The 15982-nt window shown below is 57.9% G+C and carries 17 protein-coding genes and 2 pseudogenes; 6 read left to right on the forward strand and 13 right to left on the reverse strand.

Features of this window, described 5'->3' with window-relative positions; genetic code table 11:
- A complete protein-coding gene (locus H3H39_RS17900) occupies nucleotides 1-1293 on the reverse strand; it encodes a CaiB/BaiF CoA transferase family protein (protein WP_182154986.1) in 1293 nt (430 codons plus the stop codon).
- Nucleotides 1294-1295: 2 nt separating this feature from the next.
- A complete protein-coding gene (locus tag H3H39_RS17905) occupies nucleotides 1296-2093 on the reverse strand; it encodes an enoyl-CoA hydratase/isomerase family protein (protein ID WP_182154988.1) in 798 nt (265 codons plus the stop codon).
- Nucleotides 2094-2655: 562 nt separating this feature from the next.
- Between H3H39_RS17905 and H3H39_RS17910 the strand changes: the two genes are divergently transcribed.
- Nucleotides 2656-3438, forward strand: coding sequence for a TetR/AcrR family transcriptional regulator (locus tag H3H39_RS17910; protein ID WP_182154990.1), 783 nt, complete (start codon nucleotides 2656-2658; stop codon nucleotides 3436-3438).
- Between the two features lie 64 nt (nucleotides 3439-3502).
- Nucleotides 3503-4120: a TetR/AcrR family transcriptional regulator gene (locus tag H3H39_RS17915; RefSeq protein WP_375540443.1), complete on the forward strand. Its 618-nt coding sequence runs from the start codon at nucleotides 3503-3505 to the stop codon at nucleotides 4118-4120.
- A 241-nt stretch (nucleotides 4121-4361) separates the two neighbouring features.
- Here H3H39_RS17915 and H3H39_RS17920 read toward each other — a convergent pair whose 3' ends face one another.
- The 5 genes from H3H39_RS17920 to H3H39_RS17940 all read right to left on the reverse strand — a co-directional run bounded on the left by H3H39_RS17920 (nucleotide 4362) and on the right by H3H39_RS17940 (nucleotide 9567).
- Complete coding sequence (locus H3H39_RS17920) at nucleotides 4362-6029, reverse strand: GMC oxidoreductase (protein WP_220461590.1); 1668 nt, start codon at nucleotides 6027-6029, stop codon at nucleotides 4362-4364.
- A gap of 110 nt (nucleotides 6030-6139) precedes the next feature.
- Entirely contained in the window at nucleotides 6140-7306 is a 1167-nt protein-coding gene (locus tag H3H39_RS17925) for an FAD-dependent oxidoreductase (RefSeq protein WP_182154994.1), read from the reverse strand.
- 95 nt (nucleotides 7307-7401) lie between these two features.
- Nucleotides 7402-7566 (reverse strand): rubredoxin, encoded by a 165-nt coding sequence (locus H3H39_RS17930; RefSeq protein ID WP_182154996.1) that lies wholly within the window; start codon nucleotides 7564-7566, stop codon nucleotides 7402-7404.
- A 65-nt stretch (nucleotides 7567-7631) separates the two neighbouring features.
- Nucleotides 7632-8495, reverse strand: a complete 864-nt coding sequence (locus H3H39_RS17935) for an alpha/beta fold hydrolase (protein WP_182154998.1) — start codon at nucleotides 8493-8495, stop codon at nucleotides 7632-7634.
- Nucleotides 8496-8616: 121 nt separating this feature from the next.
- Nucleotides 8617-9567, reverse strand: coding sequence for a fatty acid desaturase (locus H3H39_RS17940; RefSeq protein WP_182155000.1), 951 nt, complete (start codon nucleotides 9565-9567; stop codon nucleotides 8617-8619).
- Nucleotides 9568-9771: 204 nt separating this feature from the next.
- On the opposite strand from H3H39_RS17940, the gene H3H39_RS17945 reads away from it, so the two are divergent.
- Nucleotides 9772-10809 (forward strand): helix-turn-helix transcriptional regulator, encoded by a 1038-nt coding sequence (locus H3H39_RS17945; RefSeq protein ID WP_182155002.1) that lies wholly within the window; start codon nucleotides 9772-9774, stop codon nucleotides 10807-10809.
- Nucleotides 10810-10878: 69 nt separating this feature from the next.
- On the opposite strand, the gene H3H39_RS17950 is transcribed toward H3H39_RS17945, so the two are convergent.
- Nucleotides 10879-11052 (reverse strand): sulfatase-like hydrolase/transferase, encoded by a 174-nt coding sequence (locus tag H3H39_RS17950; RefSeq protein WP_255462673.1) that lies wholly within the window; start codon nucleotides 11050-11052, stop codon nucleotides 10879-10881.
- Nucleotides 11049-11246 (reverse strand): annotated as a pseudogene (locus H3H39_RS17955) (IS3 family transposase); the annotation flags it as partial. The gene H3H39_RS17950 and the pseudogene H3H39_RS17955, both read right to left, overlap by 4 nt.
- A gap of 101 nt (nucleotides 11247-11347) precedes the next feature.
- Here H3H39_RS17955 and H3H39_RS17960 point away from each other — a divergent pair.
- Complete coding sequence (locus tag H3H39_RS17960; RefSeq protein ID WP_229218115.1) at nucleotides 11348-11578, forward strand: transposase; 231 nt, start codon at nucleotides 11348-11350, stop codon at nucleotides 11576-11578.
- A 77-nt stretch (nucleotides 11579-11655) separates the two neighbouring features.
- Nucleotides 11656-12355 (forward strand): annotated as a pseudogene (locus tag H3H39_RS17965) (transposase).
- A 39-nt stretch (nucleotides 12356-12394) separates the two neighbouring features.
- Here H3H39_RS17965 and H3H39_RS17970 read toward each other — a convergent pair.
- Nucleotides 12395-12652: a YciI family protein gene (locus H3H39_RS17970; protein ID WP_182155084.1), complete on the reverse strand. Its 258-nt coding sequence runs from the start codon at nucleotides 12650-12652 to the stop codon at nucleotides 12395-12397.
- Between the two features lie 18 nt (nucleotides 12653-12670).
- On the reverse strand, nucleotides 12671-13300 hold the full coding sequence (locus tag H3H39_RS17975) for an FMN-dependent NADH-azoreductase (protein ID WP_182155006.1): 630 nt from the start codon (nucleotides 13298-13300) through the stop codon (nucleotides 12671-12673).
- 148 nt (nucleotides 13301-13448) lie between these two features.
- Here H3H39_RS17975 and H3H39_RS17980 point away from each other — a divergent pair, with 148 nt between their 5' ends.
- Nucleotides 13449-14393: a LysR family transcriptional regulator gene (locus H3H39_RS17980; protein ID WP_182155009.1), complete on the forward strand. Its 945-nt coding sequence runs from the start codon at nucleotides 13449-13451 to the stop codon at nucleotides 14391-14393.
- An 83-nt stretch (nucleotides 14394-14476) separates the two neighbouring features.
- On the opposite strand, the gene H3H39_RS17985 is transcribed toward H3H39_RS17980, so the two are convergent.
- Entirely contained in the window at nucleotides 14477-14893 is a 417-nt protein-coding gene (locus tag H3H39_RS17985; protein ID WP_182155011.1) for a hypothetical protein, read from the reverse strand.
- The gene (locus tag H3H39_RS17990; protein ID WP_182155013.1) at nucleotides 14880-15695 is read right to left on the reverse strand and encodes a hypothetical protein; all 816 of its coding nucleotides are present in this window, start codon (nucleotides 15693-15695) and stop codon (nucleotides 14880-14882) included. The genes H3H39_RS17985 and H3H39_RS17990 overlap by 14 nt, the downstream gene beginning before the upstream one ends.
- Nucleotides 15696-15982 lie beyond the last annotated feature (287 nt).

A 15982-nucleotide genomic window follows, 5' to 3' on the forward strand; every position in this document is an offset into this window, starting at 1 on the left:
CTACGCGTTGATAACGCCCGCGTCCGCCGTGCTGACCCGGTCCGCTGATTGCGTTGGTTGAGGAGCAGGCACGACTGGACTTGAACGCTGATGCTCGACCAGCATGCCGGCGATCTTCAGTGCATCGATTTCCTGCGCGCTCATGCCGAGGCCAGCAAACACTTCGGCATTGTGCTCGCCGCGAAAAGCGGGCAAGCCAGGCGGATCCAGCGTGTCTTCCGAGAAGCGCCATGGGCGGCCATGCAGGCGATATGTGCCGCCTTGCCGGTTCGGAACATCGTGCACAGCGCCCCAGTAGGCGGCCCATTCAGTTTCCGCAAGCTCCTTCATGGTGCGGATTTCACCCATCGCGATCTTGGACTCGTCCAACTGCGCGTCGAGCGACTTCATATCGCGGAACGTCAGCATCCAGGTTTGGATGATCTCATGCAGGGCTTCATAATTCTGGGAACGCAGCGCCGCGGTGGCGAAACGCGGATCGCTGGCCAGCTCAACCCGGCGCATGGCCATCAAGTACTGGGGGAAGGTCAGACTACTGACCAGGCTCGATGGCGTCAGGAAGCGCTCGCCGCCTGGCCCCACCCAGAACGCGCCATCGGTTGCGCCCAGCACCGCCGGTTCGGCGCCGGTATCGACACCGGCCAGGTCAACGTGCGCGCGCTCGTTAATCGCCAGCATGACCGCCGCCATCGCCACGTCGATGTACTGGCCACGGCCCGTGGTTGCGCGCCGCTGTACCGCCGCCAACACGCCAATCGTCGCTTGCAGTCCGGCGTAGACATCCGCGTGCGACAGCGGGTCCGGGCGCCACCGAGTCAAATTGTCGCCGTAGTGACGGAGGGTATTGTGCGTAAAGCCTGTTTCTGCCTGTACCGTCGGTGCGTAAGCCATGCGAGAGGCCCACGGGCCGCCCTGGCCGTAACCCGAGATCGACACGTAAATCAGGCGCGGATTGTGGCGTGACAGTGCTTCATAGTCGAGTCCAAAGAACTTGAGCGTACCGGCGCGAAAATTCTCGACGAAGATGTCCGCGTCTTCGCACAGCTTGAAGATCAGCTCACGCGCACCAGGTACGTTCAGATCGATGCTGACATTGCGCTTGCCCACGTTCTGCTGCGCGTAGTAGCCGGACATGCCATCATCGAACGGAAAGGAGAAGCGCGAGACGTCGGGCCGCGGCGGCTCCACCTTGATCACCTCCGCTCCCAGATCGGCCAAGGTGCGGGCGCACAGGGGTCCTGCCAGCACGCGGGACAAGTCGACAACCTTCAGGCCTTGCAGTGGTCCGGACATGATCAGCACCCCTCGAATTTGGTCAAGCCGGGGCCTTGCGCCAGGAACGAGGCGAGTCCGGCCTTCACGTCTTTGGATGCCCAGATGGGCTTCTGCAATTCCGCCATGACCAGATCGGCCGCCTCAACGCCTTCATTCGCAGCGATGGCCGCGATCTTCTTGGTCGCGGCATGAGCGACAGTGGGGCCGTTCGCGAGTTCCGTCGCCACGCTCAGGGCGACCGCATCGAGGCGCTCGTCGGACACAACCAGATTAATCAGACCCCAGCGCTCCAGGGTTTCGGCGTCATAGCGGCGGCCCAGCATCGACATTTCCTTGGCCCGCGCCAAGCCGATGCGCTGCACCTGGCGCTGAATGCCACCCATAAGCGGGTGCAAGCCCAGCGCGCTTTCAACCGAGCCCAACTTGGCCGACGCGGCGGCCACGACGTAGTCGGAAGCCAGCGCCAATTCGAGTCCGCCGCCAAGGCAGGCACCACGAACGCTCGCCACAATCGGGATGGGCAGCGCCTCGAAAGCTTGCAGGATATCCAACACGGTCAGCTCCATCGTGGGGGCCTGGGCTTTCCCGGTCGTGGCTTCTTCGATCAACGCATCGAACAGCGTGACGTCGGCACCGGCGCAAAAGTTCCTCAGGTTGCTTCGGAGCACAATCGCACGACCGCCCTGCTCGACCGCCTCGCGCATCGCCGCGACCAAGGGGGTGAGCAGCCTTGGCCCCATGATGTTGTGCGGATTGGAATTCATCGATAACACGATCACATTCCCGTGCCGCTCTTTGAGGATAACATCGTCATTCATTACTTCATCTCCTATCTTCGCATCCAATCTTATCATTGATAAGTTTAGTGCAACGGTTAAATTTTTTTATCCAGCACAACACCGCTGGGCTTGCTTTTCCGGGAAATCCGGCATTAGCTCACTTCCACGCAGGCCAACATTGATTCAGCCATGTCGGGCTATCGATGCCATACTCCGAGCAGCGCCGCATATCCATGATCCGACCGAGGGATGCCCCCCTTTGATTCACCCCCTATCTTATCATTGATAAGATAAGGCAAAAAAATGGACCGACAGAGGCAGAATATTTTATCGGAAGAAGGATGTCAAGCGGTAATTTCGAAGCATCATCCGTCCTGGATTGCCGCTGCCTGCGGATCGCTCCGCCACCGCTGCCGGTTCCGATCAGATTCATTCTGATCGATAAATTTATGCATCTTAGCAGCGCTAATATTGCTACAATCACTTTACAGTGGCAGCTTGTGATTCCTTGTAGCCTGTCAAGACCACGTTACGAACGAAAGATCACCTTGCGCGCCAGGAATGAAATACACGCTTACACACTCTCATTATGCAAAAAAAAATGTCCCTTTCGCCCCCATCCAAGGAGTCTGACGCAGCGGCCGACAATGCTTGCGGCGTTGTGGAAAAACCGTCACGCGCAACCAGGGCAGCCTCCCCGTCGTATCATCATGGCGACCTGCGTAACGCCCTGATCGTTGCAGGACGCCGCCTGCTGAACGAGATAGGGGCCAGCGAATTGAGCCTCAGGCACGTGGCCCGCTCGGTAGGCGTCTCCATCGCAGCGCCGTCCCACCACTTTGAGGGCAAAGATGGATTGCTGGCCGCAATCGCCGCGGACGGCTTCCACGAACTCGCCGCGCTGCGCCGCGGTATCGTTGCGTCAACAACCGATCCGCTTCGAAGGCTCTATCGGATTATGGAGTGTTATGTCAGCTTTGCCGAGCGTGAAAAAGGGCTTTTCTATTTGATGGTTGGCCCTCGGATGTGGGACAAGAAGAAGCCCCCCAGGGAACTAAATGCATTGGCAACATCTTCGTTTAACTTGTTTGCGTCTGCCGTTTGTGAGTACGCCAGTGCCAAAGGATGGATCGAAAAGGATTTTGAACTGTTGGTGCACGCCGCTTGGTCAGTTGAACATGGAGTGGCGATGCTGATCCTTTCAAATCAAGTTCCTGGCCCCGGGCGCAAGATGAAAGCGGAGCACATGGTCCTATTTTCGCTTTCAATGTTGCTGAATGGCATCGCGGCTGGCCCTGAAAATTTTGCCCATATAGAAAGTCAAGTCGCTCCCGGTAGCGCTGCGTTCGATTCTGCCCGTGGCGGCAGGAAAAAGCGCTCGTAATCCAGCCGTATAGCGAACCGGTTATACGTTGGCTGAACTAAAGACAAGAGGTGAGTTGTTGAACTTGAATAGAGCGGCCATTTCTCCAGGCCCGGCCCGTGGCCCGGTCGACCATGAGGTGCGTGATCAAATCGTTGCGGCAGCGACCGAGCATTTCCGCTTGTACGGCTACGAGAAGACGACCGTCTCCGACCTTGCCAAGGCCATCGGCTTTTCGAAAGCCTATATTTACAAGTTCTTCGATTCCAAGCAGGCCATCGGCGAGCTGATTTGCACAAGATGCCTGCACGTAATCGAATTGGATGTCAAAACGGCCATTGACGCCGTCGACCGTCCGCCCGAGAAGCTGCGGCGGATGTTCAAGGCGATCGTCAAGTCAAGCCTGCGCCTGTTCTTTGAAAATCGCAAGCTCCATGATATTGCGGCCTCGGCCGCCACCGAGCGCTGGGAAGCAGTGCGCGCCTTCGACGGGCGCATCCAGGCGATGCTACTGGAGATCCTGCGCCTAGGGCGCGAAACGGAGGAGTTCGAGCGCAAGACGCCGCTCGACGAGACGGCGACGGCAGTCTTCCTGGTCATGTACCCTTACTTCAATCCAGCGCTATTGCAGTACAACTTCGATGACGCCGAGGACGCACCGCTCCATCTCTCCAGCCTGGTGCTCCGCAGCTTATCGCCGTGAACGCGGCTAAGCAGCCGACGGCGCCCTACGCCACGGTAGTGGCATAACCCGCGCTCACTGCGGCATGAAGATCACCATACAGGCGACGCACGTACACAGTCGCGAGACTCATGGGCCCGTTGTGTATGCCGCCCGAATTGGCAGCGCAGGGCTTTCCGGCGGGGCGGGACCGCATTGCCCGCGAATAGGCACGCTTGGTTTAGCCCCGTCCGGGATCGCATTGTCTAATCGGGTTTCATCGCTAGGCCGCGTCGGTCGCATTCGCAACCGGCAAGACCGCTGGGCGCGCGCGCTCGGCCAGCATGCTCGTCGAGGCGTCCCCCGCTGCCGGGATCTGTGCCATCGCGTGTTCGGCAAGCGCCGTGATCGTCAGCGATGGATTCACCCCGGGATTTGCCGGCATCGCGGATCCATCGCACACCAGCAAGTTGCGGTATCCAAACACGCGCAGCTGGCGGTCAACCACACCACTCGCTGGATCCTCACCTATGACAGCACCGCCGATCAGGTGGGCAGTGGTCGGAATGTTGCCCAGTGCCTCAAGCGTATTGCTCTGAGCGATGCCGCCGGTGTGTCGCGCCAGCCACTTGGCCGCCCGGTTGCCGGCTTCGATGTACGTCGGGTTCGGTTTGTCGCGATTCTGGGTGGAGGCAAGGCGGTAGCCGCCGCCAAACCAGCGCTTCCTGGCGCGCAGCGCGATGGCGTTGTCGAGCGCCTGCATCACCAGCAGCATGACCATGCGTCGGCTCCAGCCCACCGGCCACAGCGTCTTCAGCCACTGCACCGGATGCAATGCGATGCTGCCCAGCCACTTCAGCGGCCGCGTGATCCTGTTGCCCTTGCCGACCAGCACCGTATAAAGCATGCCAACGAAGTCGGCGTTACGGCCATAGTTGATAAACTCGATGTGCGTGTCATGATTGACGTGCACGCTGCAACTGATGGCCACATCATTCCAGGTATTGCGGTCCTCGGGCAGGAGCACCGTCAGGATCGATTCGCTGTTGGTGCGCACCAACTCGCCGAGATGGTCGCTAATCCGAGGCAACGAGCCGCCGTGCTTGCAGTTGGCCAGCAATTCGTTGGTGCCGAGCGCGCCGCCGGCGAACACTACGCCGCGCGCGGTGTGGGTTTGGCGATCGCGCGCAAACCAGGCGCCAGGGCGCTGCGTGGTCACACGATAGCCTTCGCTGCCGTCGGCGGCGCCGAGCGGGGTGACGTCGACGACCTCGCGTTCCGCCAGGATTTGCGCGCCGCGCTTCTCGGCGAACCACAGGTAGTTCTTCACCAGCGTGTTCTTGGCGCCGACGCGGCAGCCCACCATGCAGGCGCCGCAGCGCGTGCATCCGGTGCGGTCGGGGCCTTCGCCACCGAAGTAGGGATCGCTAACGGTCTTGCCCGGCTCACCGAAGTAGACCGCGCAGGGTGTGCGGGTGAACGTGTCCTCGGTTCCGAAGTGTTTGGCCATCTCGCGGATCAGTTGCTGGCTGACCGAATCGAAGGGCACGGGCGTCACGCCGAGCATGCGCTCGGCGGTGTCGTAGTGTGGCTGCAGCAGCTTGTCCCATCTGCCGAGCGTGCGCCACTGCGCATTCTCGAAGAATTCAGGCTTAGCGCGGTACATGGTGTTGGAGTACACGATGCTGCCACCGCCGACGCCGGCCCCGCTGACGGCTAAGGCGTGTCGAAACAGCGCCATGCGAAAGATGCCCTTCAGACCCAGCGCCGGTGCCCACATGAACTTGCCTAGCTGCCAGGCTGACTTGGGGAAGTCTTCGTCGCGATAACGCCGGCCACGCTCGAGCACGCCAACGCGATAGCCCTTGTCCGCCAGGCGCAGCGCCGAGACGCTTCCGCCAAAACCGGAGCCTATGACAAGCCAGTCGAAATCAAAATTGGCGGATTTCATTGATGTCTCCATTTTTTGTATTGAATTCTGGCGGCGCCGGGCGCCGCTCGTTGAAATTGCCAACTATTTGTCCTAAGTTGGCATCACCATGGCTCGCCCCCGGCCGCCACTCAAGTGGCGACGCGAGCGGCCATCTGCTGGCGCTTCGAAATCGATTTGTCCTGTATGGCAAAACCCAGCACGCGGTCCGGTGAAGTACTGTCCGAAAACAGCGCTTCCAGACCATCTTCCGTTTCATGGACGTCCCACGCCCCCTCAGCACGGACAGGCGGCGGACAGATGACCGTCGGACAGGCTGGCGTCTTCACCGTAACAGGCATGGCCGGATACTTGACCGCGGTGGGTGTGCCGGTCAGTGTCGCCGCCAACGCCCGGCATTGGAACATGATCGGCATGACGAAAGGCAGCACAGAGCGGCCCACTTCGGCGCAGTCGCCTATGGCGAATACTCCCGGCTCGCTGGTCATCAGTTTTTCATCGGTGATAATTCCGCGATGAACCGCGAGTCCCGCCTGCGCCGCAAGCCCCAGCCGCGGCTTCAACCCGATGGCGGACAGAATGAGATCACACCGCATTGCCGTACCATCCGAAAGCTCTACCGCTAATCCGTCAGCCGCGCGGTTCACAGATACGGCTGCCGCCTTGAACCGGAAGACAACCCCGGCGGTTTCGAGCCTGGTTTGCAAGCGCCGGCTGGCTTGTGATGGCAACAGACGCGCCAGCATCCGATCCTCCACATCCACGACGGTCGGATTGAATCCGCGGGCCAGCAGATCGTTGGCGAATTCGCATCCGATCAAGCCAGCACCCAAAATAAGTACATTCCGTGAGGTGTTGCGGGCGTCTAGCTCCGCCAGTGATTTCTCGAACAGGGAAAAGTCGTCCAGATCATTCACGGATAGGACGCTATCCCCACCATTTCCCGCCATGACCGGGCGAATGGGATCCGCGCCCATCGCCAGCACCAGCGTGCTGTAGAACTGTATCCGGCCGCCTTCGAGGTGGAGGCAACGTGCTTGCAACTCAATTTTCACTACCAGGGTATGCGTGAGAATCTGCGCACGGAGTTCTTCCTCCATCGCCACCGATGATTTCAGGACGAGAGATGCCGCGGACTTCTTTGCGCAAAGCGCGTTCGACAGCATGGGCTTTGAATAAAAGTCGCCGGAGTCCCTGCTGATCATGACGATAGGAACGGTGGCGTCGAGCTTGCGCAACTCTTTGGCGAGACTGTATCCAGCCAGTCCGGTGCCGACAATGACAATAGGTGCAACCATGGTCCAACTCCCAAGTGCTACTGAACCTGAAGTGTCAGGTACTCGTTGATGCCCGCCCCCCGCTCTGTGGCAGAGCGACGGAGCATGGCCATGTTTTAGTCTTCAATCAGACGATAGTCGGACTTCAGTGCGCCGCATTCAAGGCATTGCCACTCGTCGGGAATATCTTCGAAGCGGGTGCCGGGCGCAATGCCGGAGTCCGGATCGCCCTTGGCTTCGTCATATACATGGGCACAGTAGGTGCAGCGGAACTTTCTCATGGTGTCTCCAGATGGTCTCTTGTTAGTGCAGGATTCGGTCTGCGATCAGGGGAAGCCGCTCTAATTCACGACAGGATAATTCTCGCGACTTCTTTCGGATTCTCGACCGCCGAGAAATGTCCCGTGTTCCGGAGCGTGTACAGACGGGCATTTTTCAGCGCCTCCTTTGTGCGATTCCGCTCGGGGACGCGTGACCAATCCTTCTCGCCATAGATGAGCGTTACAGGCGCTTCCACACCGAAATACCGCTCACGCGCCTTGCTCCAGGAGCGCCATACGGCCAGCACCCTTCGCTCGACATAGTGGAAGTTGGGACGACTACCGGTCTTGAAGAATATAGCAAGCAGATCAGCGGGTAATTTACGTGGATCCGCATAACCGCCCCCCATAATCTTGCGCACGATCCAAGGCGTGGCGATAGCGGCGGCAATCGGTCCGAAGATAGGGACTTGCAAACTGCCGATGATCATGTTTGCAAACCAGTTGCCGCGGCGGATACCATCACCATATCGCGTCTCGTAGTCGTAAGTATTGAGTGCGTAGACCGCTTTGATACGGTCGGGAACATCGGAAGCTGTCGTCAGCGCGATCACGGCACCGATCGATTCGCCCACCATGGTAACTGCACGCAGATCCAGGGCCTTAATAAAGGTGATGATATTTTTTCGCATGTACGGCTCATCGTACGGCTCCGAGGTGTCGATGGAAGACAGGCCATGCCCGGGCAGATCCACAGCGTAAACCGTGAACTTCTTTGCGAGAAGCGGCACCAGGTCGCGGAAATATTCGATCTGCGTACGGATCGTGTGGAGAAGAATGAGCGGCGGGCCATCGCCCGAGCGCTCATAGCGGAGGGAGACCGAGTCGGAAATCTTCACAAACGTCGGTTCGGAGGACTGATTCTTGCTGCTTTGCTTTGAATTGATCATTGTGGTTTTCTGTAATTGGTTGAAGTCTCTCCGGGGTGAACCGACTAAGCCGCCACGTATCTTGCGAAGGTGGGGTTCAATCGCAGCGAACTGCCCGTCACTCCCGATTATTGCTGCTTGCTCAGCGGGCGCCCGCAGCAGTTGTGCCGCCGCGGTGCAATGTCGGAATCAGATCGAAGTTGTACTGAATGCGCAGGTCACGCTCGCGCAGTTCTGGCTCCATGAGTTTCCAGACCTTGGCGTGGTTGTAAGACGGCGTGGTGGGCCAGAGATGGTGTATCAAGTGGTAGTTGTGCCACTGCATCAGGAAGTTCAGAATTCCCTCGCTACCCAGGCGTATGGTGGTGCCTGCGGTCAGGTTGTCCGTAGTCGATCCGGCGCTTGTGATATGCCCGACTTTGCCGTTTTCATCTCCGTCCAGGTGAGGCAACCACAGGAATACAAATGCAATCAGCCCGCACACAATGCGTGTCGGTATGAACCATAGCAACAGCACGTACCAGCCATAGCCGTGGTCGATCAGCCAACCCGCAACCAGAGCGGTGGCGATCATATTGGGCAGCGCTCGCAGCATGACTTTCCTGCTGCGCGGGTCATCGTTGGTCAGGTTGTACCACGCGTAGCTAAAGTCAAAAGTCATCCAACGCAGCGGCAACGTCCACCAACTGCCGTGGATATAGTTGTCCGGGTCCTTAGCGTCGTTGGTGAAACGGTGATGCATCATGTGCGAATAACGACACAACTCCAGCGTGGTATGCGGTCCCACCACGAGCAGGTCGATACGCCCGATCCAATCATTCAACTTCACATTGGATGACGCAGCACGATGCATCGCGTCATGCATCACATGGAACATGGGGAACATTGTCACTACATTCAAGAGCATACCCGCCCACAACGGGATAAGTCCCCGCACGGCTGCCACGTCGACGGATATCACCCCAACCACGATGTAAGCCAACACCATGACAGTAGGCCACGCCACTTTCGGCGGATTCGTCAAGAGGTACAGCTCTGCCTTCTTTTCAGTCGGGACTCTGACGGGATTTTTAGAAGAAGCGTTAGAGGACATGGCTACGTTCCTCCAAGGATTTGAATTTTTTTTGATGGTTCATGATGTCTCCAGATGGTCTCTTGCTAGTCACGGATTCAGTCTGCGATCCGTGGCAAATTATCGAGTCCAGCAGTGCCATCAACAATGCTTGATAGTGCCAGATATTTGTCCTAAGATGCCATAACTACTCTCGTATCCATCTACCTAACAGCAAAGCCTTCCATGGCCAGATTCAAAAGCGCAGCAGACGCCAAGAGCAGCGAGTTGCCCTCGTCATGGTTTGAACCCAGCATCCACTCCGCGTATTACCAGATCTTTACCAAGCTCCTCGCCGCGCATCACCTTCCCCTGCCGGGTCCCTTTACCGGCCCGCCGCGATTGCTGCCCCTCCTGGACTTTCTTCCTTCAATTGAGGTGTTTCATGCGCTTGACACACCGGAGGCAGGCATCGAAGTAGGCTTGGCGGTTCCTGGCGCCGCACATGGAGCGATGGGACTTGTCGCGCTGTCCAGCGATACCCTGTGGGACGCCATGGTGACGATGGTGCGCTACGGCCCCATTCGCAATCACCTGTTCAATTACCGATGTCTGCAGCAGGCCGACATGGCGGTGCTGGAGGTCCGGCCACGTTTAAGCCTTGCCCGTTATGAGCGGTTTCTGATGTATTCAACCGTGCTGGCGATTTTCAATGTATTCAAGGCCATTTCGGAAGATACGGCGTTCAATGCAATGCGACTCACCTTCCCTTGGGAGACGCCATCCCGGCTGGAGCGTTGCTCCATACCTGCCAGAGTCTTCGACTTCAACAAGGGGGCCGTCAGCCTCCAGATTCCAATGGAGTTGGCGATACAACCTTCTCAGACCGCGGCCCCGGATTTATGCACGCGGCTAAAGATGGCCGGCGAAGAAGAATTGTCCAAACTGAAGGGCAGCACGGGAGCCAAGGTTCGCCATTTGCTCCATCAACGAACACCCGCATGGCCATCGCTGCAAGAAGTCGCTGACAAGTTGGCCATGTCAAAAAGAACCTTGATTCGAAAGCTGGAATCAGAGGAACTGAGTTATCAGCTCTTGCTCGATGAAGCCCGTGGTGAATTGGCCTGCTGGTTCCTGCGCAGGTCGGGTTTGCCGCTTCGCGAGATCGCCGAGAAAACCGGCTTCAGCGACCAAGCGAATTTCACGAAAAGTTTCCGACGCATGCAGGGCTGTGCCCCCAGTGAATACAGATCCAATTTCCGCAGGGTCCTGGATCTAGACTGATCAGATTTAAATCCCTGGAGGCCCGACCTCATGTTCTTTCAATCTTCTTTCATGCATTGACAAGCCGCTCTAAATCACGACAGGATAATTCTCGCGACTTCTTTCGGTTAGCAGCATGGCCCGGGTCGGAGAACAGGAAGCGCCCACGTGGAAGTTCGAAAGGCGCACGCCTTGCCTGTCCATGCTGTCAATATTGGGGGTGAACCGGACCGGGATTTTGAGAGGCCCCGTGATTTGAGTCAGGCCGAGACGGCTTGACCCGAAAGTTGACGATAGTAATTCATTTCAGCTTCAGCCGGCGGGATGTGGCCGATTGGTTCCAGCAGCCGGTGATGATTAAACCAAGACACCCATTCCAGCGTGGCCAATTCGACGGCTTCGCGTGTCTTCCAGGGAGCGAGGCGGCGGATCAGCTCTGCTTTGTACAACCCGTTGAGCCTCCCAGATTTCCGGGCCGGTTCAGTGTGAGCCATGCCATGGGTACGCGTCATCCCAGCACCGTCTGGACTGACTGACCAGCATCCTCCATGATCGAATTTTGGCACAGCTTTTGTGCCCACAAATTCTGATTATGGACACAAATTTTCAACCGGTCATTTCTAAGAACACACACGGCCATTATCGCCAGCATCCGCTGGAGTTCAAGCGCGCCTTGGTGGCGCTATCGCTCAAACCGGGCGCTTCGGTCGCACGTATTGCGCGCGAACACGGCGTCAACGCCAATCAGGGGCGTTGTTGCATAAACCGGCCCTCCGCCAATGCTGACTGACGTTTACGCGCAACGGCGCGTGCCGTGGGGCTGTTAACTTTGGCGGAATTTGCGTAGATTCTGGCTTTTTGCCTGTCATGAAACACAAAGATAAGCGCCAGCGCCAGCGCCAAGGACCAAGAGAGAAGTACCGGATGACGAACTGGCCGGCATACAACGCGGGACTGATAGCCCGGGCGACGTGACGGTTTGGCTGGAAACGGATCAGGAACGGCAGGCCAGCAGCGGGCCGATCAAGCGCGGCAGGCCCTGTGTGTACGCTGACGCCAACATCCAGATGCCGCTCGGGCTCAAGCAGGTATTCCGCCTCTCGCTGCGCGCGCCGCAGGGTTTCGCCGCTAGCCTGGCCAAACTCGGTATGCCTGACCTGCTCATGCCCAATTCCACAACATTGTGCCGCCGGGCTCGTGACCTGCAAGTGACACTACCTGTCTTGCGCGGCGGCGAGGCGCCGCATCTAGTGATCGAAAGCACTGGGCTGAAGGTTTTCGGCGAGGTCGAGTGGAAAGTGCGCAAGCATGGCAGTTCCAAGCGGCGCACCTGGCGCAAAGTGCATTTTCCGCCATTGCCAGCAGCGGCCGAAGCAAGTGGAAGGCGGCCAGCGGCTATCACCGCCGCTCGCTGGCCGAAACCTTGATGTACCGTCTGAAGTTGCTGGCCGGCCGGGAACTGGCCGCGCGCACGATAGGTGCGCAAACGACCGAGGTAGCGGTTCGTGTGGGTGTGCTCAACCGCATGACCGCACTGGCCCGCCCTCAGTCCGTCCAGATGGCGTAAATTCAGCATGGGATTGGGCTGATTGTCGTCAGATTTGATTTATGCAACAACGCCGCACAGCACCTGGACCTCGACCGATCCGTGGATGACAAACGGGTCGTCGGCCATCATCAGGTCGAGCTCGCCGCGATCGGCGCAGTGCGCCATGATCAGGCCGCCAGTGCACGGTTCCATTGGGCCGGCCAGTGCGATACGCCCGGCTCGCGCGTTGGCAATTAGCCAGTCGCGGTGGCTGGCTTGTTGAGCTTCAATGTCCTCGGGAGGGCGACGGTTGTTCAGGGTAACAAAAAATAGTATAAGGCCTCCTCCCGCCGATCAGCACATCAAGGCGCGCGTAACCACATCACGCACCGTGGCGCGCGCCTCGGCAATCGAATGCTCGCGAAGTTCAGTCCCTTTGGTCAAACGCTCCGCGCGCACAAACTGGACGTCGTTGATGCCAAGGAAGCCGAAGAAAGCCTTGAGATATGATTCTTGGAAATCCATGCTCGCCGCAGCGCCGGTCGAGTACATGCCGCCACGCGTGGACGCCACAATCACCCGCCTCCCTCCCGACAGTCCGACGGGGCCGTCGGCGGTGTAGCGGAAAGTGCGCCCTGGCTGGGCCACGCGGTCTATCCAGGTTTTCAACTGACTGGCGACCGAGAAATTGTACATTGGTGCGCCAATGACGATCACCTCACTGGCGAGGAGCTCGTCGGCTAACTGCGCCGACTTGGTGTGCTCGCCGAGCATCGCCTGATCCGTCACGACGGCGCCACCAGAGGCGCGAAAGCCGGCGGCGATAGCCCCGGTCAGGTGCGCGACCGGGTCAACAACCAGGTCGCGACGAACGACCTGCGCGTTCGGACGCTGTTGTAATAGTTCCTCCACGATCGCTGCGCTGAGCATGCAGGAAGTCGAAGCATCGCCGAGGATGCTGGAGTCAAGGTGCAGAATGTTCATGGTTGGAGTCCTTGGTGAGTGGTAACGGAATCAACTATAGGGGCGGAATGGGTGCCGCACTAGCCATCGTGGCGAGAACAGATTGTTCTGCATTTGATACAATCACTGCGTTTTCACCGTCATTTTGAACAAATCAATGAGGCCCGCTTTGGAAGACCTGAACGATCTTGCTCTGTTTGCCGCCGTCGTTACACACGGCGGCTTTTCAGGGGCTGCGCGCGCGCTGGGTATTTCGAAATCGCGAGTCAGCCGCCGTGTCGCCGACTTGGAAGAGCGACTGGCGGTCCGGCTACTCCAGCGTTCGACGCGCTCGGTCAACGTCACCGAGGTCGGCGCCGCCTTCTTTACCCACTGCGAATTGCTCGGCGTGGCCGCCAAGGCTGCCTATGAGGTGGCCGCACGCGCCAATGCCAAGCCGTCGGGACGCGTACGCGTCAGTTGCCCGATCGGCGTTGCGCATCTGTTTCTCGCACCTCTGTTACCGAAGTTTATGCTGGCGAACGCCGACGTGAAGCTTGAACTTGATCTCACTAACCGCCGGGTCGATGTGATCGGCGAAGGCTACGACGTGGCGATCCGAATTCGTTCGACGCTGGAGGATTCTGAGTTGGTGATCCGTAATTTCGGCATCAGCGACCAGATATTGGTGGCCGCCCCTGCCTTCCTGAAAAAAAATGGGCCTGTCGAGACGGTCGAAGCACTGCAGGGCGTCAAGGGACTCGGCCCCGCTGGTGTGCGTGGTGAACGCCCGCGCTGGAGGCTGACGCCACCGGACGGGATGGAGGTGGACGTCAAGTACACCCCGGTTTTCGCCAGTGACGACGTCTACCTGATGTCGCGCATGGCGTTGGCTGGCGTAGGTGTAGCGCAACTGCCTTTCCATATTTGTGAAGAGGATATCCGACACGGCCGCTTAGTGGCCTTATTGTCCGACCACTTGCTGCCTGACCATCAACTGCACGCCGTCTATCCGACCCGACGCGGCCTGATCCCGGCAGTCAAAGCATTCGTCGAGATGCTGGCGACGGAGTTGCCGCAGACAATAAGACGGGCAAATCACGACTTTCAGGAAACGTTGGCGCGTCCAAGGTAAAGGCAGGCAGGGAGCACTGCCAGCGAGCACGACCCACTGCACTTCGAGGACGTGCTCGGTCCGAACAATATTCGAGGTCCCCCTCAAGTTGCTCTACCCCGATCTATTTTTGGGAGTGGATTCTCTATTTGTTCTTTCGTAAGACCATTTGCATATGCGTTGTACTGCATGATCGTTACATAGGTCAGCAAACGTGCGTTCTCTTGTTCCAACGCTTTTATAATGAGATTTAGCCTAGAAATACTGTCACTTGCTACAGCCAGGCTGCTCGGCATTGGTTGTCGTTGCACAGGATGCGCTTGCACCAATTTTTTTTTCGCATGGACCGCATCCTTAATTCTCTGGTGCCCGTTCAATCCCTGCCGTGTCGGAACATACCCTAAAATTGACCCGCTAGCGACGCAGATAGCATCCCAAGCAATTGTTTCGTGGGGCCATGATCTCACCATATCGACAATAGCGGTTACGTGAGAATTTTGGATGATTTTATTTCTCGCCACGGATCCTCCTTGCACGTAATTGCGAGGTTTGGTTCCCCAAGTCCTCCTTATCGCCCAAGTGTCCCTCGAGGTGCGAGTCGAGGATGCAGAGCATCTCCTCAACGAGTGTTGAAGGAAGCACGTTTTGAGTCACTGCCATCAGTGCGCTGTTTCGCAAAATGCGGTGCAGATGACTTTGTTCGTTGGCCCCCTTTGGTTTAATCAGCGCACCTTGCGGCACTGCTTCATCTTCTAGAATGCCAACTAAGGTAATCAGTCTCGCTCGATATTTGCTCTGCGATTCTAGCCACTTTGAAGCACCTGGGTTGTTATCCTCTACAGCCCGCGTGGCTTGGATAACTTCTTTTTCCACCGCCGAGAGGACGAACTTAATCCGGTCTAGGCGTTCCAAATCACTCGCGCCTGCACCTTTGACGCAGTAGTGCTCAACGCAGTTGAGGCAGTCTCCAAACTTGTCACAAGGTGAAAATAAAAAGTCATGTTCGCACACGCCCCACATCGTTACGTGATTTGCACCTCGCGGCCCTAAGTCGATCTCTGCGCACGACACGGGCTTGGGTTTCAAATTCACATCCCAATGTTGGACTGTTGAAGAGGCGACCTTTTCCACTCCCGCAATAACTATGGAGTCAGCCAGAGGTGCCGCCGATTTGGATAAAATTTTAGCGCCCCCACGGCCGGGCGAGTCGAACAATGCACGCTTACACTGCTCGACTCTTTCAAAATCGGTCCTGTGATCGTAGACTCTATTTTGGGCGACATCACGCCGTCCTGACCATTTCGCGATTGCCTCCTGACTCATTCCTCCTTGTTGTGCAAGGGTGTTTAGATAATGTCTGATCTGATGAGACTGAATTCGAAGAGGCTCTCCGTCTATGACGTAGCCATGTCGCTCAAAAAGCGTGGGAAGGCTACCTGGTCGTAGTTCACGTCCAAATGCACCGAGCCTTGGAGCCCATAGATGAAATAGCCCCCTGATTCACCGGACACAGCCTATGCGCTATTCTTACGGATAGGAATAGGACTGTGCATATGACTAGGAACAAGCAAACAATCGAGGTTGTAACGATAAGCCAGGAGCGCCGCAGG

This window comes from Rugamonas apoptosis, from assembly GCF_014042355.1.
In the GTDB taxonomy this organism is placed as follows: Bacteria; Pseudomonadota; Gammaproteobacteria; order Burkholderiales; family Burkholderiaceae_D; genus Rugamonas; species Rugamonas apoptosis.